Consider the following 22,805-nt stretch of genomic DNA (forward strand, 5'->3'; position numbering starts at 1 on the left):
CAGTAGCACCGTCGAAAACCCGCTAGAATGCATGCCATGGAATGGCTGACTCACTCACAAACCGGTTTTCAACAGGCGGCGCGCTACCTTCTCACCATGCGTCTGGCCATCGTGGTCATTCAGTTGGTCGCCGTTGCCATCGCCGACACCATGGTCACCCTGGCCCATCGGCCAGAAGCCCTGTTGATCTGCCTGCTCTACACCGTACTGGCAACCCTTGGCTGGCTCTGGTTTACCCGCCGGCCTCCCCGTTTGACGGTTACGGTCAGCCTCGGGCTCGCCCTGGATCTTTTCCTGATCAGCGCCTGGCTATTCCTCACAGGAGGCTATACCAATCCGCTTGTCTCGCTGCTGCTGCTTCCCATTGCCGTTGCCATCATCCTGGTCCCCTTGCGCGAAAGCATTGCTCTGACGGTCATCGGTTTTGGCTTCTACACCGCCATGGTGCTGTGGCACACGCCGCTTACCCACGAACATCACAACGCCAACCTGACCCAACTGCACCTGATGGGCATGTGGGCCACCTTTGCCATCACTGCCACCATGCTGTTGCTGGTGGTTGGCTCACTGGCCCGTCGGTTGCGACAGAAACAGGGACAACTGGCCGAATTCCGGGAGAACCGGCTCAGGGATGAACAGGTGATTGCCCTGGGCCTGTCCGCCGCGGCGGTGGCGCATCGGCTGGGTACGCCGCTGAACACCATGGCCCTGCTGGTGGACGAAATGAAATCCGTGCACACCGACCCTTCGCTTGCAGACGACCTTGGGTTGATGGAGAAGCAACTGGGCCTTTGCAGCAACCACCTGCACCAACTGTCTACTGCCGCCATGCAGGCCAAGGCCGCGCAGCAGGAAATCCTTCCGCTGCACTTCTGGATGATGCGGCTGCGGGAGTCAGCCACGCTGTTGTGGCCGGCGTCGCCCATCCACTGGCAGGCGCCATTCCCCGACCAGCCCGTCGCCGTGGATGCCACCCTGGACCAGGCCATACTGAACCTTCTGGCCAACGCCCTGACGGCCAGCCCATCGTGGGTCACGGTCAGCGCGGGGGACAGCGACGAGGGACGGGTCGCAATCGTGGTTGAGGATCATGGCAAGGGTCTGGAACTCTCACTGCAGAACACCGCCGGCGATGGCGTTGTAGACTCCGAACATGGCCTGGGCGTAGGGCTGTTCCTCTCCAACGCCACCATCCAGCGCCACGGCGGCACCCTCAAAGCCAGGGCCGACCGCACGGGCACCACCATGATCATCGACCTGCCACAAGCGCAAGCCCATACCCAGGGCGACAAGGAGGCGGAATGAACGGCCAGCCGACCTGGTTGCTGATCGACGATGACGAAGCCTTCGTGCAGGTGCTACAGCGTTCCCTGAAGCGCCAGAACATCGAGGCCACGTGTGCCCTCAACCGTCTGGAGGCCATAGCAGCACTGGAATCACAGACCTTTCATCGCTGCGTGCTGGATCTCAACCTGGCCGGCGAAAGCGGCCTGCAATTACTGCCGGAGCTGCTGGCCCTTCAACCCGAACTGGAGGTGCTGGTACTGACGGGGTATGGCAGCATCGCCACCGCCGTGGAAGCCATGCGCCGGGGTGCCGTCAACTACCTGTGCAAACCGGTCACACTGAGCCAACTGACGGCCGGTTTCAGCCCACTGGACGGCCCACCGGCAACCCGTGAAGAACCCCCAACGGTGGAGGAAATGGAGTGGGAACACATTCAACGGGTGCTGAACGAGCACGACGGCAATGTGTCCTCAACGGCCCGGGCGCTGAACATGCACCGGCGAACCCTGCAACGGAAGCTTCAGAAGCATTCCCGCTGGCGGAATCAGTGATGCTATGAACACGCAGCGTTGGGCGCGGGTTAAACGGCGTCAGGCCAGGCGCCGTAGCCAGGTTTCACGCCGCAGGTAGATCACCATCATAACGGCTTTCACCACTTCATCCGCAACAAAGCCGGCAAACACACCCCAAAGGCCAAACCCGAGATAGAGCCCAAAATACCAGGCCACGGGCACCCCGACACCGGCAAAGCCAATCAGGGTGATCACCATCGGTGCGCGGGTATCGCCACCGGCCCTCAGAATGCCCGGAATAATCATGGTTAACGCCGTGGCACCGCTGTAAAGAACGCTCAGAGCCACCATCCAAATCACCCGCTCCCGGGTTAACTCGCTGATTTCGTAGAACTGCAGGAACAAGGGGGTAAGCAATGCCACAATCAAGGTCAGCAACGGCAGCACCAGCAACACCATGCGGATACCCATGGCGGTGTACGCTCGTGCCCGCTGAGGATGCCGGCCACCCAGCGATTCCCCCAGGGCAATGCTAACGGCCTGCTGTAACCCGACACCCGGAGCCAGCGAAAACCCACGAATAATCGACGCCACCAAAAAGGCCGCGTAAGCTTCCGCACCCACCCGGTTAAACATCATGGTGTAAATGAACGCCGACCCCTGCCACAGAAAACCATCTACGGACAGCGGATACCCCAGGTACAGGATTCGCCTGAGCCGTTGCCACGCCAGCCCGGAGACATCCCTTACCCGGGCATTGACCGCCGGATGGCGGAGAACGGCGCGTAGCATGAACACCGCCTGAAACAACCACGCCAGCACAGTGGCGATCGCAACACCGGGAAGCCCAAGAGGCGGAAACAGGGGCTCGGTTACGCCCTGAATGGCACCGCCAAACAGCAACAGGTAGTTACCCAGGGCGTTAAGTACATTGCCATACAGGGCCAGTCGCATGGGGGTGCGGGTGTTGCCCAGGGACTGGAGCACATACATGGCCACATGGGCAATCACCAGCGCAGGCAACCCCAGCCCGATGATCCACAGGTAGCCATAGCCAATGCCCGGCAGCCCGGAGCGCTCCGCCGGAGCACGGAACAGGTCCGTAGTCAGCAAAGCCAGAAGCGACTCGCCAAAGACAACATAGAGAGCCCCAATGGCCACGCCCGTAAACAGGCCGGCGGTCAGCAGGGTTGCCAGGGTCTCACGGATCTCGGCGTGCTTCCGGGCGCCACGCAACTGGGCGGTAATCACGGCGCCACCCTCGGTCAGGGCCGCGTAGCAAAGCACCACCAGGAAATTCAGCTGCAGGCAGATTCCCAGCGCTGCGATGGTCTGCTCACCGAACTGACCCACCATCAGGTTGTCCACCACGCCGGTGAGCTGAAACAGATAGAACTGGATAATGATGGGCCAGGCCAGGGTCATCAACCGCTGGCGCACGGGGCCTGAACTGGGGACCATAGGCCGTTCCGGAAAGGGTATTGCCAGATACTAACAAGCCGGGGCTGGCTTGCAGTCCTCCCCGAACGCCTTTTGGGGGGCGTAGGTTGCTCCTGGGCTATCGGTTGCTGAAAACAACACCCAGGAGTTCTCACCGCCGCTTTTGCGGCAGTTTTTCCGACAGTCGCCATTGTGGCGCCGTGGGTGCGGCGGATCGTTGAGCGACTGACCGCTTGAATAGTGAGTTTCAATCCACCACGAAGAGCTTTGCGCCCCGCTCGGTCGAGGAGCGATGAAGCTCGGCGTCGTCCGCTACCTGATAACTAGAACCCGGCTTGAGCACAAAGCAACGCCCGTCCTTTAACTCAGTGTGGAGTTCACCTTCCAGGCAGAGCAGGATATGCCCTTTGGCGCACCAATGATCAGCCAGATAGCCGGGGCTGTACTCGACCATACGAACCCGGATATCGCCGAAAGTGCGGGTCTGCCAATAAGCAACTCCCTGCTCCCCTGTGTGTTCAGTCCTCTCAACTTCAGACCAGTCAGTAACCCCAAAGGGTAGATTCCTTATGTCCAATTTGCTTCTCCTTAAGCACATGACGCGAAGCTAAGCGGCAATTTGTGAGCCGCGAAGCGAAGAAAAGACCGTCCGGTGGACCACCGAAAGGCCGGGAACGTACTTAAGCGGTTTTTCTAGCGTGGATCTGACGGACAAAGCCGGCTTCATCTCTGACACCTACCCGGTTGCCATCGGGATCACTGATGTTGATAGTCCTGCCCCAAGGGTTTTCTGTGATGTCAGCGTCGATTCCCCATGCTCTAATTTCCGCCAAGGCCTCCTCCAGGTCTTTGACGTTGAAACGCAGTTTGAAGCTTCCCTTAACGGACCAGGGACTGTCCATGCCCGACTCATGTTGATCTGTAAGTCGATGGAGATGGTGTGTTAGCCAGGTCGAATCCTCAACAACGCGAGCAGTCCCTTCTGCATGGACGGCCAAATAGTTCCACGTTGGAACAACCCGGCCTGTTTCTGCCTTGTTCTCATACCACGAGGGTGAAACGTAGGCATCAGGGCCCTGAAAAACCACAAGAACTCGAACTCCATTATACAGACGCTGCCAGACAGGATTGCTTCGAGCCAGATGGCACTGCAGCTGCCCAAGCGAGTCATCGTTTTCAGAAATCAAATGAAAGGGGACATGGTTCGCCTCAATTCCACCCTCATCTGCTACTACCAGCAGACCAAACCCGTAGTCACGAATATATTGCTGAAGCTTGCCGATATCGTCTTCTTTGAAATGACTCGGGACATACATGCTATGAAACTCCTTGATTGAGGGCTCGCCCAGCAAACAGCGTTTAGGCTTCAACACTATAAAGGGCGTTACGCACGTACCCGACTGCTTCCGGCATACCGCCGAGAACCGCAACTGCCAAATTAAAGTCCTGATTTTTAGACATTTCCGTAGGCAGTGCGTATTCTGGCGATTTCGATCACCCGTTCCGGTTTATTCCGATCACCTGTTCAACCTAACGCGCCGAGGGTCATCCTATCACTCGGAGTGATCGGAATGCCCCATTTTGCTCATGGCTTTTCTCATGGATTCCCCTTTCAGATTCAACTTGTGACTGTTGTGTAAAAGGCGGTCGAGAATCGCGTCTGCCAGAGTCGCGTCGCCGATGGCTTTGTGCCATTGACCGATCGGCAGTTGGCTGGTGATCAGGGTGGAACGTTGGCCATGGCGGTCTTCCATGATTTCCAGTAAATCGTTCCGCTGACTCAAGGTCATTTTCTCCAGTCCCCAGTCGTCCAGTACCAGTAAATCCGTTTTGGCCAACTGCTGGATTAGCTTGGCGAAGCGCCCATCGCCATGAGCAATACTGAGCGACTCCAACAGCCGGGAAGTCCGGAAGTAGCGCACGGATAAGCCGTGACGGCAGGCCTGGTTCGCCAGGGCACAGCCCAGGTAGGTCTTGCCGCAGCCGGTGGGTCCGGTGATGAGGACGTTCTGGTGCTGATGGATCCAGTGACTGCTGAGCAGATCGGCGAACTGGCTGCGTTGCAGGCCGCGCGGGTGCTGGTAATCGATCTCTTCAGGGTGGGCCTGGACTTTCAGGCGGGCGGCCTTGAGCAGACGGGCCACCTTGTTATTGTTGCGGTGCGTGGTCTCCCGGTCGACCATCAGGGCAAGGCGTTCCTCAAAGCCCAGTTCAGAATGGGTAGAGGGTTGCGCCAGTTGTTGCTCCAGGCCTTCGGCCATGCCGGTGAGCTTCAGGCTGCGTAAGGTGTTCAGGGTTTGGTTGGTAAGCATTTCAGTCTCTCTAATGTCGGTTAGTGGTAGTACTCTTCACCGCGCAGGTTTTCGTGGTGATCCAGGAATAGCTCGTCCTGAGTGGGTGCCTCCTCCGCTGTCAGAGGCTGTTGATCCAGCCCCTGCTTGAGAATGGACTCCACGCTGCTGCGGGTTGGCGAGTGGATGGCCAAGGCCCGGGCGCAGGCTTTGTTGAGCCGGTCACGGTCGTATTTCCTGGCATTGCCCAGCAACGCCAGAACTCGGCGGAAGCTCTGTTCCTGGTGGCGCTTTTCTTTCAGCAAGTGGCTCACCACCTCGCGGGTGGCTTCACCGATATCGTCGGCCCAACTGAGGAAGCGCTCCGGTGACCAGTCGTGGATGGCCTTGTGGGAGGGCGGCATGTGTTCCGGGCAGGTGGTGTGGCCACCCTGGCGGTAACTGCGCGGGTGGCTGGCCAGTCGCTTGCCCTGGCTGTAGATGGCCACCACACGGCTGCTGCTCTGAACCTCCACTGCCTGCTTTACCAGATGGTGAGGAACCGAGTAGTAGTGCTTGTCATACTCGATGTGGCAATCGATATGAACGCGGGCCTGCTTGATTTCAGCGTACTCATAAGGCTGGGTGGGCAGTGAACGCAGGGCCGGCTTATCCAGCTGTTCGAACTGACTGGCGCGGGAGCCAGGTAGCTTCTTAAACGGCCGCTGGTTGAGATCCTCCAGCAGGAAGCGGATGGCCTGGTTGAGTGAGAAGAGGGTAAAGAACGACTGATGACGCAGTCGGGCCATGATCCAGCGCTCGACGATCTGGACCGCCACTTCAGCCTTGGCTTTGTCCTTGGGCTTGTAGGGACGCGCCGGAACGATGGCGGTGTGGTAGTGCGCGGCCAGCTGCTGGTAGCTGGGATTGATCACTGGCTCGTAACGGTGGGATTTGCGAACAGCACTTTTCAGATTGTCCGGAACGACCAACTCCGGGACCCCGCCGAAGAACTCAAAGGCCCGCACGTGGGCGTCCAGCCAATCTGCCTGGCCCTGGCTCCAGTGAGCGCAGGCGAAGGTGTAATTGGACGCTCCCAGCACCGCCACAAAGACCTGAGCCGTGCGGGCTTCGCCCGTATCCGGGTTCACGACGATTAACGTGGGACCGCAATAGTCAACGAACAGCTTCTCCCCGGCCCGGTGTGACTGGCGCATGCTGCGTTGCTGACGTCCAAGCCAGGACTTGTAGCGATGGCAGAACTGGGCATAGCTGTAGCCGTCTTCGGGATGCTGCTGGCGATATTCCTGCCACAGCAGCTGCTTGGTCACCGTCTTGTTTTTGAGTTCCAGGTGGATGGCGGGGAAGTCTGGTTCCGCAAAACGCCGCTGGCCAGTCACCGGTTGGGTTGGAAAGAGGAGCCGACCGAGATCACGCTCACACAGGTCTTCGGGAATGGGCCAACTGAGTCCTGCCTGCTTGGCTCTGGTCAGGTAATCCACCACGGTGCCGTAGCCAATATTGAGCGACTGGGCGATGGCCCGATAGCTCAACCCAGCCTCATGCCGAAGACGCAGAATGTCTTTAATTTTGCGCATTGTTAGTCTCATCTTGGCCACTGCTCACACTCCTTGCCTCGGGAAAGGCGGGGAGGTTAGCAGGGTTCGAATCAAATCAATGCGTTAGATTGGTATTTGGAAGCCAGTGACCCGTCATTCTGGATTCCGATCACCGATTCTGGAAAATCGGCAAAAATGATCGGATAAAACCAGAATCAATGATCGGAAAGTTCCAGAATGGGTGATCGGATTAAACCGGAATCAGTGATCGGAATGGGCCAGAATATGCAGGCAGTGCCACACAGTCGATACCAGCCTTAGAGGCAGCTTCAAGCCCATGTTGCGTATCTTCAATTGCCAGACATTCACCAGAGGAGACACCAAGCCGTTGGAGTGCTAATAAATAGCAGTCAGGTGCAGGCTTACTTGCTCGGACGTCATCTCCTGAAACGACCGCAGAAAAATAGCGATTAAACTTGTTGGCCCGTAGCGTCGAAGAACCTGCGCCCACATTCTGTAATGGATGGGCTCGGAATTGACGAGCGTGCCGTCGTGGTCAAATAGAACTGCACGTAGTTGCATGTGGTTTCCGGGGGAAATGATGTGTGAAGTCTAACGCGGACCAAGTCAGTGGCGTCCTGCGGCCACCGGCCGCGTACCGATGCAAATGGTTATAGGTTTGGCTTGAGAGCATGAGCTATAGCCTCGTTGAGCCAACATACACCGAAAGCAAGCACACCACACACAGCACTTGCTTGGACATAGATCCCCAAGGCCTCGGCAAGACCGTGAAACTCGATGAAGCCAGCGACTCCTGATTTTCCGATTACTTCTCCTGATTCGCTGATTTCCCTTACCGGACCAACAGTGACGACCAGAAAATAGGCCCAGGGCATTATCAGACCAACGATAAGACTTGTAAGGAGTTTCGATTTCAATCGACCAATTTTCATTTTGGTTTTAGGCTATAACGCGAAACGAAGCGGCGTGCGTCAGCACGTCCGCCTTGCGTGACTTGTTATACCTTGCACTAAGAGGCTCAATGCAACTGGTTAAAGACTTCAGGGTGCTGTTCGGCAATACGCAACAACGCAACTGCTGGGCCTTGCGGCTCTCGACGCCCTTGCTCCCAATCCTGGAGGGTCCGGACGCTCACTCCCATGAGGCCTGCAAAGGCTGACTGGGACATTTTCAGCTTCAACCGAATAACTTGTGGGGGCGATGGCTCTGACAACTCATGAGTGCGCAGCGCCAGTTTGCCCTTTTTGAATTGCTTGATTTCATTGATACCGTCAAGAATCTCTGCCCCAAGGTTCCTGTCACCCATTTTTGATTGCCTCCGCTATCTGTTTAAGCGTATGACCAGGAATACTGGCACGCTCTGATTTACTGTACAGCGTGAGCATCCATATCTCGTGGTCAGATTTCTTCCAGTAATAAATGGCTCTGATACCACCGCTCTTTCCCGAACCCGCCGGTGCCCACCGAACCTTGCGAACACCACCTGAACCTTTAATCAGATCCCCGGCATCCGGCTTCTGCAAAAGGTAGTTCTGAAGTCCTCGGTACTCCTCATCCGTGAGGTAGTTCGACAACAACTTGGTGAACGTTGAGGTTTCGATGAATAGCATGACCAAAATATACGGCAATGCCGTATAATAATCAAGACTGCATCAGTGACGCCGGAGCGCCAGCGGAGGGCACCATAAGCGGTACGCTTTTGGTGCCCTCCGCTGGAAGAAATGCTTTTAGTGGCAATGATAGGGCTGTGAGCCTGCGTGACAGCATTGCCCGGGAGGACTGTCTTTCCGGCAACCGCCCCCATGGGCGAACGCCGTCGTCGTGAGTAGTACAAGAACCAACGTTAGCATTATTTTTTTCATGGCCTTTCTCCAGGATTAAAGTGCTAGCGCACCGAAAACCTCCATGTTTATTGCCCTCCAACTATATTGGCACCACCTGAAAAATGTAGACGAAATATACGTAAAGCACCATAACAGCGGCTTTGCGCAGCGAAGAAAAAGCCTTCCTGTGGAGGTTCAGACAAAACATCCCAGAAAATTAAGGACTTGCTAGTCCGACGCTCTCAGCTTCTGGAAATGTCCACCATGGAAAAAACCGTATCCAGATACTCCCGAAAACCCTTCATCGCTCCATTAAAAGCTTGCCAAAGATACTGCAGGCTCAGATCGAAACCATCACCCGACAGATCGAACAGGAAGTCGCCAAGGTAGACCACTGGCGTATCAAAACGGAGATCCTGACCAGCATTCCGAGCGTCGGCAAAGTCCTCGCCTACACCCTGCTCAGTGAGCTTCCAGAACTCGGTTCTCTCAATCGAAAAGAGATAGCTGCACTGGTCGGTGTCGCGCCCATCAACCGGGACAGAGGTAAGCTCAACGGCAAACGAAGAATACGGGGAGGACGCCATAGAATCCGCACAGTCATGTTCATGGCCATGCTCTCATCCATCCAATGCAATCCGGGTTTCAAACGCTTCTACGAGCGTCTGAAGGCTCAGGGAAAGATCCCCAAAGTCGCCCTCGTTGCCTGTATGAGAAAGATGATTGTGGTGCTCAATACCATGATCAAAAACCAGGAACCCTGGCGAGGTGAAATGGCTTAATTTATGGAATTGACACCACAGTCACTTGTTAGAAACCTACAAAGCAACGTCATGGTGATGAACGGTTTCCTCGTAGTGCGACACCAGTGCTTTTACCTGTTCCGGGACTACCGCCTGCTCGAAGTTCGGGCCAGCAAAGCTTTTTACCGCTTCAAGCGATTCAAACCAGAATATAGTTGTGAATTCCACATTGTCACCAGTTTCGCGGCGTAGCAAGTTGGTACTAATGTATCCGTCCACTCCCTGGGTAACTTTTGGAAGGACATTATTCTTGAAAAGATCCTCGTAGGCCGAGGCATTATCATGAGTGGTCCATCCTTTCCAAATTCGAGCAATCACCTCGATCTCTCCCTGATTTCTAACGCCGCTCAGCACGCGCGGTTACGGAATGGAGGCGCAGCCGCAATGTAGTAACCGTCGCCGTGACTGGCATTGTTAGATTGCTCGGACACGTCACACCTCTGATTGAACTGCATCGATTAAACGATCAAAGAACTCATACACCGGATACGAACCCGATCCTTGGACGTTGAGATTGAGATCGCCCAACCATTTTGGATGGCACCTGTCCGTTATTTTCTTAGCCGCAGAGGATCTTGCGGAATAGTCATTAGAAGCCAATTGCTTTTCCCATAGGCGAAAGCATTCCACATCATCATGGAGCCCAATTTCAGCGAGTGCTTCCTTGAGTTCCCTTAACAAACCTTCCGTACAACTCTTCATAGCCAATTCAATCTAACGCTGAAGCACAGCGGCGGCTGAAAGCCGTCCGGCGGCCATCGGCCGCGAACTGCTGCGCCTTGTTAGTTGTTTATTTACCGGATGCCTTTCCAGCGCCAAGACCACCAAAAAACGCAAGCATGGCAATTACCATTTTCTCCGCCATGGATTCATTGCCCTGACTGAGAGCGTAGCCCGCCAATACAAGGATCATGAATGCAATTCCGAAAAGCGCAAGAATTGCACGATTGGCGACAGTTGCAACGATACTAGCCCTTTTCGTTGCCTCTTTTTCGGAGGTTTCCTGCGCCTGGGCAAAAGGTGTGACCACCCCTTCCAGGATTGCCGATATTCCTTCGAGCTCTTTCTCGGAATCCTCTCTCGTTAACAACTGAGCTTCTTTTTTGGATTCGGTATCTTCTTTGACAGAGTCGTTCACGGGGTCTCCTATAGACAATTAACGCCAGGGTTCAGCGGCCGATTTGGAGGCGCACCGCGCCGGAAAAGCAATCAGCTGCAGCCCCTGGTTAAGCTGATTCAAAGCCATACCTTCCAGAAACTCGGAGAAACAATCGCATGCTGAAGATGAGAGAGCTTTCTCTCAACATGCTCATAGAAACCATGAAGCTCTTCTTCCGAATGATGCAGCTTTATTAGAACATTTGAAGGCAGCGCTTCAGACAGATAGCGCTCCCAAATCTCAATAAACTCCGAAAAGGATTCGTAATACTCTCGTGTATCTTCATCGGCGAGCCAATATTTTTCTGTGAAAATACGCAGTATTTCGCGATACAGAGGGATGAGTTCTTCGCGCAATTGCGCGTTATCGTACTCTATGATCTTTCCATATGGCTCGAATTCTTTTTCTCGCTCATCTTTAGTTTCCCAAGCTGGATTCCTTTTGGCTACGGCCTCTTTCCATGCCTCTTGAGCAACTGAAGACACTTTTTCTCGAATTTCGCTTTTGGATTGTATGCGCTTGCGGTAACCGGCGATCGGAGAGTAAAACTCGGATAGTTGCTTCTGAAAAAAGGCGTTCCTCACATCGATAGAGGACTTTCGTACTCCGAAAATGTAGACCACCAAAGCTCCTACCAATGCGGAAAAGAACTGCATTAATATCACTTCCATGGTGCATCCTCTAAGAAAGCTTAACGCCAAGGTAAGCCGCTGGTGCGAAGCGCAGCGTAGTACCGGTCGGCTTCACCTACTGGTTAAGTTTTTGATGGACAGCGGACTCGGAGTAGTTGTCGTTAAAACATTGCTTAAAGTCAGAGTAACCGACACCTTCCCTTTCAAGCATTTCTACCATTGCGCATTGGGTAAATTCGACCCCAATAGTTTCTTTAGCAGCCCCATCAGCTAAGTCCGCTCCATGGATAAATTTACTAGCGCATTTCCGAGAATTTTGAACCACGTATTCCGTGCATGACTTAGATTCCAGCTCCACTTCCGGGTTTATACAAGGGAGAAAGTTCTTGTTTCCAACGCAAAAGTAAGAGGATGTATTTGAGATAAACATCTGTTCTCTTGCAATATCACGTGGTCCAGTGTTTGTCGGTACATTGGTACAACCAACTAGGATCAAAAAAAACAACAATGAGAGATACTTCATCAATTCTCCATAGACGCTTAACGCCCGCAGCATGCGCGGCTTTGGAATGAAGGCGAAGCCGCAATGGAAAAGACGTCGCCGTGCCTGCGATGGTTAGGCATCGCCGTGTTCCCCGACTTCCCGTCTTAGCTTCAAGAGATTCAGCCTTGCTATTTCATCCTGCACGGGCTGGACTTCGGTGTGCCATTTCCTAAACCCGTACCAGACCATGAAGCTCCCGACTGTAATGATCACCCCAAGACAAAACATGAAAGTCTTCTTATTCAGCCCCGCAATTTCGAGCTTCTTTTCTAGAACAGTGAATCGAGCCTCATCTGCCACAGAACGCACCGGGTCAGCTTTCAACGTTTCATATTCGACGGCCACCTCGAAAGCCAAGTCGTTGGTTGACTGATTCACGTAAAGCATTGCGCCGATTGAGAAAATAATAAGTAGAACGCCAAACAAGGCATAGAACTTGTAGATATTATCCGTCGGCAGTGGAACACGATTTTCCATTCAGATTCCTAAGATTGAGTTCTTGCCTAACATTTGTTTAGGCATTATCTGACGACCGCCCGGCAACTAAGAAATACCAAGCTTTGACTCCAGTTGAGACGCCAGCTCGTTGAACTCGTCGCCCCAGCCATTTTCTATGGATAACTCCTGAAGATTGGCAGTGGGTAACAAAAGGCCCCTCACGCCATCAGTCGATGGATTGCTGAGCAAGAAGTCTATATCTCGCAGCGCCCTGTCGCGATCACCGTAGATCGATCCATCTTCGCTTGCTGCCGCTCTCTTTCGCAGTTCCTCAAGGACTTTACGAGCCATTTGATCAGTGTCCATACTAAGTGCCTAACGCTGAACGAAGCGGCGCGTCTTACGCGTCCGCCTTCCGTGACTTGTTAGAGCTATTTGCGAGCAGGGCTTTATATCTTGTCGCCGAATCGACTAAGTCTAAATCACTGTATCGATCATTTGAGATCACTGGAAATGTAGAGTAAACAAGTTGAATAAAGTCCTCATAGTTTTTTTGTTTAGTTGCATCAATAACAAAATCAGCAATTTTCTTTTGTTCTTCTGTGAGTTCTATGCTCCCTTTGTAGCTTGAAGAGAGTTTGAATAGCTGTTTTCTCCCACCATAAAAATTGGCAGTATTTTCTACGGATATCTCCTTGTCATCCCTAGCTAGCTTCACAAAGTCATCAACGTAAGGCCCGTAGTGATTAAAGTGCCACTTTGCATCTGTTATTTGCCGCCCATGATCTATTGCGCTTTTCCAGTCCATCAAATATATCATCTTGGTAAGCCTAGATGCCGAAAGCTCCGTTTTGTGCGGGTACTCTTTTAACAAATACTTTACGATATTAGAGATCACGCTTTTCATTAAAAGCCCTCCTCTCTGGCAGACTCCAGAGTTGGAATATGCTCATCTAAAGACTCAATTAGAGCAGTTAGATTCGTTTTTTCTTGATCGTTTAGCAATCGCCTTAGCTTGCCAAATGGCAACCCGTTATTATTCAGAGATTCAAATAATAAAACCGCAGTCGTTTCATTCTTCGAATTTTTTAGCCTTACTCCATAGAATGCGCGGCTTTTCATTCGTATTTTTTTTAACTCTTCTTCTGTGAAACTGTAGTTTTTCACATTATAGTCAATCCATTTTTGAAGATCTTCTTCAGGATCTGGGGCATCAGCGTCTTCAAAAACCCCCACTTCCCAAGCTCGAGATATCCCACCTTGCTCTCTTGGATAAAGTCGAGAGGGCTTGCTGTTGTAGATCTCATTCTCAGAGTACCGGCCAATACAAGAGAACAAGTTCATATCCAATTTGTACAAGCTCACTCTCTCATTAACAGTTAAACCAAGATGGTTGCTGTACGAATATAGCCAATTACTAAAAAGTCGATAGCAATTGATTGATTTGCTCTCACTCTCCTGCTTTAGAGCAGAATAAGACTCGTATAGTTCCTTACACTTTCGCCTCATCAACGCCAAGGTCACATGACTTCCGAGGCCGCTCCAGATCAGGCATACAACGCTCACAACAAGAACTATAATTAGCCAAGTTCCTGCAGAACACAATAACAAAAGATGCTCTCTCAAAACTTCGGGAAGCCAGCGTCTAACAGTAATTTGCAGGCTTTCAGGTATCCCTATATAGGCAAAACCTATCGCACTTACGATTGCAGGAATAAGACCTGCGCCCGCAATTTTGTAGCCCCATCGCTTGTAAAATGGCATTTCCTCAAGTGCAATTTCCATTAGTACTCGCTATGTCCTTTTGTTCCAGTCGCGCTCTAACGTTTGGCTTTGCGGTGTGCCGGAGCGTGGCATAGGTATGTTCGACAACAGCCATTTTTTAGATATTTGATCAACGATAAAACCTAGAAATTTAAAATTTTATTCAATAGCTCTTCTTTAGTAACGTTATCAATGTCAATTGAATCATCACTTCCAATGCTATTTCGATAGCCAGAAAGCTTAGCCTTTCCAATATCTTCGATGACTTGAAGGGCTCCTCGCAACGGCAACACAGAATAGTAGTCTGTGCGTTCTTGGCCCAAACTATCTCGGTAGGAGATTTCAAAAAATCTACTCAACTTAAATTCTGCATAAAAACCCTGTTTTTCAGCATACTGCTCGAACGTATTCGTGAGATCTATTAGTTTTTTACTGTTCCTATGACCTTTCAATGTAAACATCAGGCCTTCGGGATCCTGAGTGACTTCTGTAGCGGAAAAATAGCCGCGCATCGGTAATTCTGCCTCGATAATGTTCTTGCCGGTATCTTCCGGGTATAGCTTGACGCGCAACCACACCGCGTTGGATATATCCGCTGCTAATGCCGGGGCTCCCAGATTATAGACTCTGAGCTCTTCCTCAGAAAAACGTCCCGTTTCCGGATTTCTAACTTGAACCACGAATGCATGAATGCTCGGGCTTATGGATTGCTCCGCGACAATCAGCTGGGCTTCTGCCAGCTCGGTTTGTTTCCAAGACAGTAACACCTGCGATATTGAGACCAAGACGGCCATGACCCCCAATAAAGAAGCCGCGGCCGTTTCAAAATATATTTTGTTTTCTGTAAGCCACTTCTTCATGTAACTCTGCCCAAATCAAACTGATAATCTAACGCTGAGTGCAGGGGCGCGCGCAAGCGCGTCCGCTGGCACGACTGGTTAGCTGGGGGCAACTGGAGGCATAGCCGCTGGCAACCAACATGACGGCCTACTCCGTTGCCCTGGCACCAACCACCTGCTGATGCACCGTGATGAAAACCACCGCCAATGATGCGGCGAATGAACCTGAACTTTAGAGTAGCAGGGCTGAACCCGGTTTTCGGCGAACGGCCCCGCAAGGCAAGTACCGATTTCTATACCAGCGCCAACAACTGATTGGGCTGCTAGCAAGACGCGAATGCTGACGGCCTTGGCGAACACCCGACATTACCGGTTTTGCTACCTGCTTACGGCCAAGGCCATTGGCACAGAGTCGCTAAAAAAGAAGCAAGGCCTTACCAGCTAACGCGAAGCTAAGCGGCGCCCTGACAAGGGCGTCCGGTGGACGGCCGTCAGGCCGGGAACGAACTTAAGCGACTGGTTAGCTGGGGGTAACGAGAAGGACCAATCCCTGGCTAACAACATGACGGCATGCTCCGCTGCCCTGGCACCGCCATACGCCGATGCACCGTGATTAAGACCACCGCCTTTGATGCGGTGAATGAACCTGAACTTCAGAGTAACAGGTAAGCAAGGAACCAAGTTTCGACGGACGGCCCCGCAACGCAAACACCTACCTTTATACCAACACCAAAACCCGTTGAGCTACCAACAAGACGACGAACTTTGACGGCCTTGGCAAACCACGGAAACCATCGGTCTTCCTGCCAATTTGAGGCCAAGGCCCGATGGCACCCAACCACCACAAAAAGACCAAGGCACTACCAGCTAACAGCGTATTATACGAACCCGTTCGTATATCATCCATTCGTATAACTCCAATTCCAGCCGCCCCTTCCAATCCAATAAATTTCTTTAGAATCAAAACCTAAACAGGAAACACCACGGCTACCGCCGGAGTTATACGCCCTCCTTGGTCTCTAACGCACCCACGAATAAGGGCGTATAACTCCACAATGCTCTAAACCAGCTTCAACAGTATCAGATACTTATAACGATTTGCCGCCCCTTGCCTGGAGTTTTGCGAACCGGTTCGTATAACTCCAGGCTGCGAGGTCGGTTTTAGACCAAGCCTGTTCGCCGATCAGGGGCCACGGGTAACGCCGAATTTCCGGTGCGGAACAGGCTCACGCAACGTTAATGCTAAACTGGCCGCAGACTCACACCAACTCCAAAGGCAGGACAGCGCATTGAGCCAACTGAAACCTCTCGTTTCCAGGGAATGGCAGGCCTTCTGGCTGGCCATCGGTTTCCTGACACGCATTCCCATGCTGGTGCGTATCGACTATTCCCCCCGCCTGATGAATCAGTGCAGTGTCTATTTCCCTCTGGTTGGGCTGGTGCTCGGCGTCATCTATGCAGGGCTGTACATGGTTGTTGTGCAGCTTTGGAGCCCGCTGGTCAGTCTTATCCTCATCCTCGGTTTTCACCTGTGGATTACCGGCGCGTTCCACGAGGATGGATTGGCCGACAGTGTCGACGCGTTGGGCGGCGGGTATACCCTGGAAGCCAGGTTGCGGATCATGAAGGACAGCCGCATCGGCACCTACGGTACGGTGGCGCTGGTGGTCGCGTTGGTGCTGAAACTTGCGCTGCTGGCTGAAGCTCAACCGGTGTGGCTGGCGCTGATCCTGGCCCCGATGGTGTCGCGTCTCGCGCCACTGATGATCATGGGCTTCCTGCCGTATGTGACCGACCCGGACAAGAGCAAGAGCAAGCCGGTAGCGGAAGACTTCTCGCGTTCACGACTGGCGATTGCCACCGTGTTCACCGCCATTGTCTCTCTGGCCCTCATCCCGTTTGAGACCGAAGCCCTGCTGTGGCTCGTTATCGCCACGCTGGGTACGGCCATTGTCTGGGGCGGGTACCTGCGCCGGCAACTGGGTGGCTATACCGGCGATACCCTCGGGGCCAGCGTGGTGTTTGCGGAACTGGTCCTGCTGCTTGGGCTTGCGATGTAAAGGTTCAACGGTCAGTTCCGAATCCGGCGAGTTTTTCCGGGTTCCGCTGGTACACTTTCCATCATGGACACATTAAACGATGACCTTTGCTACCAGGCACTGAAAACCCGTGACGCCCGATTCGACGGTCGCTTCTACACCGCTGTGTTGACCACCGGGATTTTCTGCCGCCCCATTTGCCCGGCGGTGACGCCCAAGCGGGGGAATGTGCGTTTTTACCCGTCTGCAGAAACGGCCATGGCCAACGGCTTTCGACCCTGCCTGCGGTGCCGGCCAGAAGCGGCACCTGGTAGCCCGGCTGCCGCCGGGGTTCACACCACCGTGGCCCGGGCAGTACGGCTGGTGGACGAAGGTGCTCTGGATAACGGCTCCGTGGCGGACCTGGCCGAGCGGCTGGGCATTACCGACCGCTACCTGCGCCAGCTCTACAAACGCCACACCGGAGCCACCCCACAACAACACGCCCAGGCCCGGCGCTTACTGCGGGCCCGGCAGTTGATTGTCGACAGCAACCTCAGCATGACGGAGATCGCGGAGATTGCCGGTTTCAGCAGCTTGAGACGCTTCAACCACACCCTGAAAGAAGCCTACGGCAATGCACCGACGGCATTCCGCAGAGGTCTCAAGCCACCACTCAAAGCCACACAGAACGGTGCAGACGATCTTTTTCTGCCGGCACACGACGACCTGGTTCTGTTCCTGCGGGCCCGGCCACCGTTCGACAGTGAGCAGTTACTGACCTTCTTTCGGGCACGGGCCATTCCGGGCCTGGAAGCGGTTGGCGCGCACCACTACGCGCGATCGCTCTGCATTGCTGGGCAACCGGGGCTGGTCATCTGCCGCCCAAGCGACAATCCCCCGGGGGTGCAGGTTATCCTTCGTGGGCCGGCGCGGCAGACCATTCTGGAGGTGAGTGCGCGGATACGCCGTTTGCTTGATCTGGATGCGGACCTGCCCGGCATCAGCGAACACCTGGCGCAGGACCCGCTATTGGAACCACTGGTCGCACGGCATCCCGGCCTGCGCGTTCCGGGCAGTTGGGACCGGTTCGAGTTTGCGGTTCGGGCCATTCTGGGGCAGCAGGTGTCCCTCTCCGCGGCGCGAACCCTGGCCGGGCGGCTGGTGGCTCGTTATGGGCGGCCCCTTCCCGACGATCTTGCCGGGGGCACGGGTATTACCCATAGATTCCCGGAACCGGCAGCACTCGTCGGCCAGCCGTTGAACAAACTGGGTATGCCCGGCAGCCGTGCAGACACCCTGGCACGAATCACCGCCCGGTTTGCCGAACCCGGTTTTGCCGAGCAGGATGGCAACACCCTACTGGCGCAATTGGCACCCATGCGGGGCATCGGCCCCTGGACACTCCACTACCTGGCCCTGCGCGGCCTGGGGGATCCAGACGCGTTTCCCGCCAGCGATCTGGGCATACTCAAGGCCTCGGCCCATCTGGGCGGCCCGCGGGACGCCAAAGCCCTGACGCGCCACGCCGAACGCTGGCGGCCATGGCGGGCTTACGCAGCGCAGTACCTGTGGACATCACTGAACACCCATCCACCCCGGCAGGAGACACCATCATGACAACTCAAATTCATGTCAGCCGCTTCCCCAGTCCCGTTGGCCCCCTGAGCCTGGCCACGGTGGATGACCAACTGGTGCACCTGGACTTCGACGACAACGAAGAGCGCATGCATATGCTGCAAAACCGCCGGTTCCGGCAGCCGGAGTGGCGCGAGCAACCGAACAGCGCCCCCGGGACCATTATCGAGTGGCTGGACGCCTACTTCTCAGGGGTGATCAAGCCCCTGCCGTGGAAGGACATCCGCTTGACCGGCACTGAGTTCCAACAGCAGGTCTGGCAGGGGCTGACCGGGATTCCAGCGGGTGAGCACCGCTCGTACAGCGCGCTGGCAAACACCCTGGGCAACCCGAAGGCGGTGCGTGCCGTGGCTCGTGCCAATGCCCTCAACCCCATTGCCATTCTGATCCCCTGCCACCGGGTGATCGGAGCCAATGGTACGTTGACGGGCTACGCCGGCGGCCTGGAACGCAAGGCGTGGTTGCTGGACCACGAATCACGGAACCTGAAGAGGGTTTAACCCCACGGGGCTGTGCATTTGTGGCGATAATGGCGACAATCACCGCACGGATTTATCGTGTAAGGATCAGGAGCCCAGCCCCACATGTCATCGCAATCGCCTGTCGCCCCCACACAGGGCAAGCCGGAAGACAAACGCGCGCTCTGGTCCTGGGCGCTCTACGACTGGGCCAACAGCGCCTTTTTCACCATCATTCTGACCTTTGTCTTCGCTCAGTACTTCAGCGTGTCAGTGGTGCAGGACGAGGTAAAAGGCACGGAAGCCTGGGGCAACATCGTTGGCATTGCCGGTGTGTTCATCGCAATCCTGGCACCGATATTGGGGGCCATTGCAGACCAGTCCGGCCGTCGTAAACCCTGGTTTATCAGCTTCACCCTGCTTTGCGTGGTCTCCTGCGCCATGTTGTGGACGGTCAAGCCGGAGCAGAATCAGTTCTGGAACGCAGCACTGTGGGTCGGCCTGGGTACACTCGGCGCCGAGTTTGCGTTCATTTTCTACAACTCCATGCTGCCGGATCTCGCAAGCCCGGCGCGAACCGGGCGCTGGTCAGGCTGGGCCTGGGGGCTGGGTTACACCGGCGGCGTGCTGAGCCTTATCGTGGCGCTGTATGGCTTTATCGAAGCCGATGCCAACCTGTTCGACCTCAATCGGGACAGCGCCGAGCACGTGCGTGCCACGTTTGTGCTGGTAGCGGTGTGGTATCTGGTATTTGCCCTGCCGGCCTTTATCTTTGTTCCCGACCGCCCATCCACCGGCCTGGGAATTGCCGCCGCCACCCGCGCCGGGTTCCGGCAACTGAAGGAGTCCATCGCCCAGGTTCGCCAGTACAAGGACATCGTGCGCTTCCTGATCGCCCGCATGCTCTACACCGATGGCCTGGCCACTATCTTTACCTTCGGCGGGGTGTACGCGGCGGGTACGTTCAATATGGGCTCTACGGAAGTACTGCAATTCGCCATCGCCCTGAACGTCACCGCCGGCCTGGGCGCACTGGGCTTCGCCTGGGTGGATGACGCCCTCGGCGGGCGCAACACCATCCTGCTGTCACTGGTGGGATTGGGCTGCAGTGCCCTCGCCATTCTGGTAGTGGACGGCGCCACCGCGTTCTGGGTATGGGGCATGATCCTGGGCATCTTCGTGGGGCCATTGCAGTCCGCCAGCCGCTCTCACCTGGCCCGCATTGCGCCGCCGCACCTGCAAACGCAGATGTTCGGCCTGTTCGCGTTCTCTGGCAAAGCCACCGCGTTTGCTGGCCCGCTGTTGGTGGGATGGGTCACGGCCGTTACTGACAGCCAGCGCTGGGGCATGAGCACCATTCTGGTGTTCCTGGTGATTGGCTTCCTGCTGATGTTGACCATACCGGCCAGCGAAACACGGGAATCTGAAGCGGCAGGCTGACACCTTCAAGGCGCGGCGCTGGTTATCCATCCGATAATGGCGACCGCGGCCAACAGCCCGAGCCACAACCACACGCCGCGATGTACAAGTTGGATCGCCGCATCAATGGTCTCGGCCGATGCCGGTTCACCTTCACCGAGCATGGGCCGTTGCTTGATGCCTGAGGCGTAGGGCGCAGGGCCACCGAGTACAACTCTCAAAGCCCCGGCCCCTGCCGCCATGACCGGGCCGGCGTTCGGGCTGTCCCAGGCCGGCGCCTGTGCCCGCCAGCAACGAAAGCCGCCACGGACATCGCCAAGCAGGCTGTAGGTCAGCGCCGTGAGGCGAGCGGGTACCCAGTTCAATACGTCGTCCAGCCTCGCCGCAGCGCGGCCAAAATACTGGTAGCGATCAGTTCGATACCCCCACATAGCGTCCAGGGTGTTCACCAGCCGGTGAAGCAATACGCCCGGAACGCCGGCTACGAGAAACCAGAACAGGCTGGCGAACACGGCATCGGCGCCGTTTTCCAACATGGACTCGGTCGCGGCTGTTGCTACGCCACTGTCATCAAGCGCCGCTGCATCACGACTGACGATACGACCGACCTGTGCCCGGGCATTCTCAAGGTCGCCCCCATGCAACGCGTCAGACACTGCCCGGCCGTGCTCCGTCAGGCCACGAATGGACAGGGCGAAATACAGCACCACAGCCTGAACCAGCAAGTATTCCCAGTTCCCCAACCACCAGCGCAACCACTCGGCTGCCGCCAGTACGGGTATCACAGCGATGAACAGGGCCAGGAACCCGAGAACCATCGATCCCGCCATTCGCTCAGGTAGACGATTCATTCTCTGTTCGAGGAAGGCGGCGACATGCCCAAAGCCAACGAGCGGGTGCCACCGTCGCGGCTCACCCAGCCAGCGGTCCAATACGACGGCGATACAACAAGCTGTCACGGCAAGAATGAAGGCGTTCAAATCAGCAATGTCTCTTCGAGCGGGCGGTGGGTTGTCGTGATCGAAAGGAAGTCTAACCGAGTGGCTGCTATCCTTGACACTTTTTCAGGCCGGGTAGACCATCTTCGGCTCCCGACACTTTGCCACCTCAGGATCCAACCATGCCGCTGCCTTCCTGCTGGACACAGCCGTTGCCACCCTCCGACACCCATTTTTCTGAGCGGGCACGGCAACGCCAACACGTGCTTACCAAGCCCCGGGGGTCTCTGGGGCAGCTGGAAGACGTAGCGATTACACTGGCGGGCCTTCAGCGCACGCAACATCCGCAGGTCGACCCTGTCCGCATCGCTGTTTTCGCGGCGGATCACGGCGTCTGTGCGGAGGGCGTATCCGCGTACCCCCAGGAAGTCACCGCCCAGATGATTGCGAACTTTGCCAGCGGGGGTGCGGCTATCAGCGTGTTGGCTCGGGAACTGGGAGCCTCGCTGGAAGTGGTAAATCTCGGAACCGTCGGCGACGTTCCGCCGTTGACCGATGTACGTGATGAGCAGATCGCAGCGGGCACCGCCAATCTGGCCACAACCGACGCGATGACGCCGGGCCAGTTTGAACAGGCGCTGGCCAGTGGTGACAGGGCCGCCGCCCGCGCCGCGGATGACGGGTGCCGACTGTTTGTGGGCGGCGATATGGGCATCGGCAATACCACCAGTGCCACCGCCGTGGCCTGCGCGTTGCTGGAACAAAGCCCGGAAAACCTGGCCGGGCCGGGCACGGGGCTGGACGCAGCCGGCGTGTCTCGAAAGTGTGAGGTCATCGCCCAGGCGTTGGCCAGGCATGGCAACAACCGCGATCCCCTGGCGGTGCTGGCCTCCCTCGGCGGGTTCGAGATTGCTGCGCTGGCAGGCGCCATTCTGGGTAGCGCGGCGCGCGGCATTCCCGTACTGGTGGACGGATTCATTGTTTCCGTTGCCGCCTTAGTAGCTGTTCGCCAACAACCACAACTGCGGCACTGGCTTGTGTTCGCCCATCGTTCGGCGGAACCGGGGCACCAGGCGGTGCTCGACGCCATGAATGCCAGGCCGTTGCTGGATCTGGGTATGCGCCTGGGTGAAGGCAGCGGCGCTGCGGTGGCGGTTCCGCTGCTTCGCAGTGCCTGTGCCCTGCACAACCAGATGGCCAGCTTCGCTGACGCCGGCGTGACCGACAAGGACGAGGACTGAAG

General features: G+C 55.7%; 24 protein-coding genes and 2 pseudogenes. 8 read left to right on the top strand and 18 right to left on the bottom strand.

What is annotated here, in order from left to right; genetic code table 11:
- The first annotated feature begins 36 nt into the window (after positions 1 to 36).
- Together B2590_RS18045 and B2590_RS18050 are read left to right on the top strand one after the other, a co-directional pair.
- Positions 37 to 1,305, top strand: coding sequence for a sensor histidine kinase (locus B2590_RS18045; RefSeq protein WP_136633427.1), 1,269 nt, complete (start codon positions 37 to 39; stop codon positions 1,303 to 1,305).
- Positions 1,302 to 1,838, top strand: a complete 537-nt coding sequence (locus tag B2590_RS18050) for a response regulator transcription factor (RefSeq protein ID WP_075195513.1) — start codon at positions 1,302 to 1,304, stop codon at positions 1,836 to 1,838. Before B2590_RS18045 ends, B2590_RS18050 begins: the two co-directional genes overlap by 4 nt.
- A 39-nt stretch (positions 1,839 to 1,877) precedes the next feature.
- Here B2590_RS18050 and B2590_RS18055 read toward each other — a convergent pair whose 3' ends face one another.
- From B2590_RS18055 to B2590_RS18085, 9 genes and pseudogenes are all read right to left on the bottom strand, one after another.
- Positions 1,878 to 3,260, bottom strand: coding sequence for an MATE family efflux transporter (locus B2590_RS18055; RefSeq protein WP_286810095.1), 1,383 nt, complete (start codon positions 3,258 to 3,260; stop codon positions 1,878 to 1,880).
- Between the two features lie 226 nt (positions 3,261 to 3,486).
- Positions 3,487 to 3,816 (bottom strand): DHCW motif cupin fold protein, encoded by a 330-nt coding sequence (locus B2590_RS18060; protein WP_199447658.1) that lies wholly within the window; start codon positions 3,814 to 3,816, stop codon positions 3,487 to 3,489.
- A 103-nt stretch (positions 3,817 to 3,919) separates the two neighbouring features.
- Positions 3,920 to 4,555, bottom strand: a complete 636-nt coding sequence (locus B2590_RS18065; protein WP_199447659.1) for an FMN-binding negative transcriptional regulator — start codon at positions 4,553 to 4,555, stop codon at positions 3,920 to 3,922.
- A gap of 237 nt (positions 4,556 to 4,792) precedes the next feature.
- Entirely contained in the window at positions 4,793 to 5,551 is a 759-nt protein-coding gene (gene istB, locus B2590_RS18070; protein WP_286810096.1) for an IS21-like element helper ATPase IstB, read from the bottom strand.
- Positions 5,552 to 5,571: 20 nt separating this feature from the next.
- Positions 5,572 to 7,107: an IS21 family transposase gene (gene istA, locus B2590_RS18075; RefSeq protein WP_286810097.1), complete on the bottom strand. Its 1,536-nt coding sequence runs from the start codon at positions 7,105 to 7,107 to the stop codon at positions 5,572 to 5,574.
- Between the two features lie 211 nt (positions 7,108 to 7,318).
- Positions 7,319 to 7,564, bottom strand: a pseudogene (locus B2590_RS19300) (HAD family hydrolase); the annotation flags it as partial.
- Positions 7,492 to 7,650: pseudogene (locus B2590_RS19305) on the bottom strand (HAD hydrolase-like protein); the annotation flags it as partial. The pseudogenes B2590_RS19305 and B2590_RS19300, both read right to left, overlap by 73 nt.
- 457 nt (positions 7,651 to 8,107) lie before the next feature.
- Positions 8,108 to 8,395, bottom strand: coding sequence for a helix-turn-helix domain-containing protein (locus B2590_RS18080; RefSeq protein WP_036202194.1), 288 nt, complete (start codon positions 8,393 to 8,395; stop codon positions 8,108 to 8,110).
- Entirely contained in the window at positions 8,388 to 8,699 is a 312-nt protein-coding gene (locus tag B2590_RS18085) for a type II toxin-antitoxin system RelE/ParE family toxin (RefSeq protein WP_036205540.1), read from the bottom strand. Before B2590_RS18085 ends, B2590_RS18080 begins: the two co-directional genes overlap by 8 nt.
- Positions 8,700 to 9,232: 533 nt before the next feature.
- On the opposite strand from B2590_RS18085, the gene B2590_RS18090 reads away from it, so the two are divergent.
- Complete coding sequence (locus B2590_RS18090; protein WP_286810098.1) at positions 9,233 to 9,694, top strand: transposase; 462 nt, start codon at positions 9,233 to 9,235, stop codon at positions 9,692 to 9,694.
- Between the two features lie 36 nt (positions 9,695 to 9,730).
- Here B2590_RS18090 and B2590_RS18095 read toward each other — a convergent pair whose 3' ends face one another.
- The 8 genes from B2590_RS18095 to B2590_RS18130 form a co-directional block, all read right to left on the bottom strand.
- Complete coding sequence (locus B2590_RS18095) at positions 9,731 to 10,033, bottom strand: antibiotic biosynthesis monooxygenase family protein (protein ID WP_286810099.1); 303 nt, start codon at positions 10,031 to 10,033, stop codon at positions 9,731 to 9,733.
- A gap of 472 nt (positions 10,034 to 10,505) precedes the next feature.
- Positions 10,506 to 10,853: a hypothetical protein gene (locus B2590_RS18100; protein ID WP_286810100.1), complete on the bottom strand. Its 348-nt coding sequence runs from the start codon at positions 10,851 to 10,853 to the stop codon at positions 10,506 to 10,508.
- Positions 10,854 to 10,951: 98 nt separating this feature from the next.
- Positions 10,952 to 11,545, bottom strand: coding sequence for a hypothetical protein (locus B2590_RS18105; protein WP_286810101.1), 594 nt, complete (start codon positions 11,543 to 11,545; stop codon positions 10,952 to 10,954).
- A gap of 577 nt (positions 11,546 to 12,122) precedes the next feature.
- Positions 12,123 to 12,527, bottom strand: coding sequence for a hypothetical protein (locus B2590_RS18110; protein ID WP_286810102.1), 405 nt, complete (start codon positions 12,525 to 12,527; stop codon positions 12,123 to 12,125).
- Positions 12,528 to 12,593: 66 nt separating this feature from the next.
- Complete coding sequence (locus B2590_RS18115) at positions 12,594 to 12,854, bottom strand: hypothetical protein (protein ID WP_286810103.1); 261 nt, start codon at positions 12,852 to 12,854, stop codon at positions 12,594 to 12,596.
- A gap of 34 nt (positions 12,855 to 12,888) precedes the next feature.
- Positions 12,889 to 13,395 carry a Panacea domain-containing protein gene (locus tag B2590_RS18120; RefSeq protein ID WP_286810104.1) on the bottom strand — a complete coding sequence of 169 codons (507 nt, stop codon included), beginning with the start codon at positions 13,393 to 13,395 and terminating at the stop codon, positions 12,889 to 12,891.
- Positions 13,395 to 14,273 carry a hypothetical protein gene (locus B2590_RS18125; protein WP_286810105.1) on the bottom strand — a complete coding sequence of 293 codons (879 nt, stop codon included), beginning with the start codon at positions 14,271 to 14,273 and terminating at the stop codon, positions 13,395 to 13,397. The genes B2590_RS18120 and B2590_RS18125 overlap by 1 nt, the downstream gene beginning before the upstream one ends.
- Before the next feature lie 122 nt (positions 14,274 to 14,395).
- On the bottom strand, positions 14,396 to 15,112 hold the full coding sequence (locus tag B2590_RS18130; RefSeq protein ID WP_286810106.1) for a hypothetical protein: 717 nt from the start codon (positions 15,110 to 15,112) through the stop codon (positions 14,396 to 14,398).
- A 1,268-nt stretch (positions 15,113 to 16,380) separates the two neighbouring features.
- Here B2590_RS18130 and cobS point away from each other — a divergent pair.
- The 4 genes from cobS (at position 16,381) to B2590_RS18150 (ending at position 20,645) form a co-directional block, all read left to right on the top strand.
- The gene (gene cobS, locus B2590_RS18135) at positions 16,381 to 17,151 is read left to right on the top strand and encodes an adenosylcobinamide-GDP ribazoletransferase (RefSeq protein WP_286810107.1); all 771 of its coding nucleotides are present in this window, start codon (positions 16,381 to 16,383) and stop codon (positions 17,149 to 17,151) included.
- Between the two features lie 63 nt (positions 17,152 to 17,214).
- On the top strand, positions 17,215 to 18,729 hold the full coding sequence (locus B2590_RS18140) for a DNA-3-methyladenine glycosylase 2 family protein (RefSeq protein ID WP_286810108.1): 1,515 nt from the start codon (positions 17,215 to 17,217) through the stop codon (positions 18,727 to 18,729).
- Complete coding sequence (locus tag B2590_RS18145; RefSeq protein WP_126810825.1) at positions 18,726 to 19,247, top strand: methylated-DNA--[protein]-cysteine S-methyltransferase; 522 nt, start codon at positions 18,726 to 18,728, stop codon at positions 19,245 to 19,247. Before B2590_RS18140 ends, B2590_RS18145 begins: the two co-directional genes overlap by 4 nt.
- A gap of 84 nt (positions 19,248 to 19,331) precedes the next feature.
- Positions 19,332 to 20,645, top strand: coding sequence for an MFS transporter (locus tag B2590_RS18150; RefSeq protein WP_126810826.1), 1,314 nt, complete (start codon positions 19,332 to 19,334; stop codon positions 20,643 to 20,645).
- 5 nt (positions 20,646 to 20,650) lie between these two features.
- On the opposite strand, the gene cbiB is transcribed toward B2590_RS18150, so the two are convergent.
- Positions 20,651 to 21,592: an adenosylcobinamide-phosphate synthase CbiB gene (cbiB, locus tag B2590_RS18155; RefSeq protein ID WP_126813049.1), complete on the bottom strand. Its 942-nt coding sequence runs from the start codon at positions 21,590 to 21,592 to the stop codon at positions 20,651 to 20,653.
- 152 nt (positions 21,593 to 21,744) lie between these two features.
- Here cbiB and cobT point away from each other — a divergent pair, with 152 nt between their 5' ends.
- Entirely contained in the window at positions 21,745 to 22,803 is a 1,059-nt protein-coding gene (gene cobT / locus B2590_RS18160; RefSeq protein WP_127402349.1) for a nicotinate-nucleotide--dimethylbenzimidazole phosphoribosyltransferase, read from the top strand.
- Positions 22,804 to 22,805: the final 2 nt, after the last annotated feature.

Source organism: Marinobacter sp. UBA3604, assembly GCF_002375325.1.
GTDB lineage: Bacteria > Pseudomonadota > Gammaproteobacteria > Pseudomonadales > Oleiphilaceae > Marinobacter > Marinobacter salarius.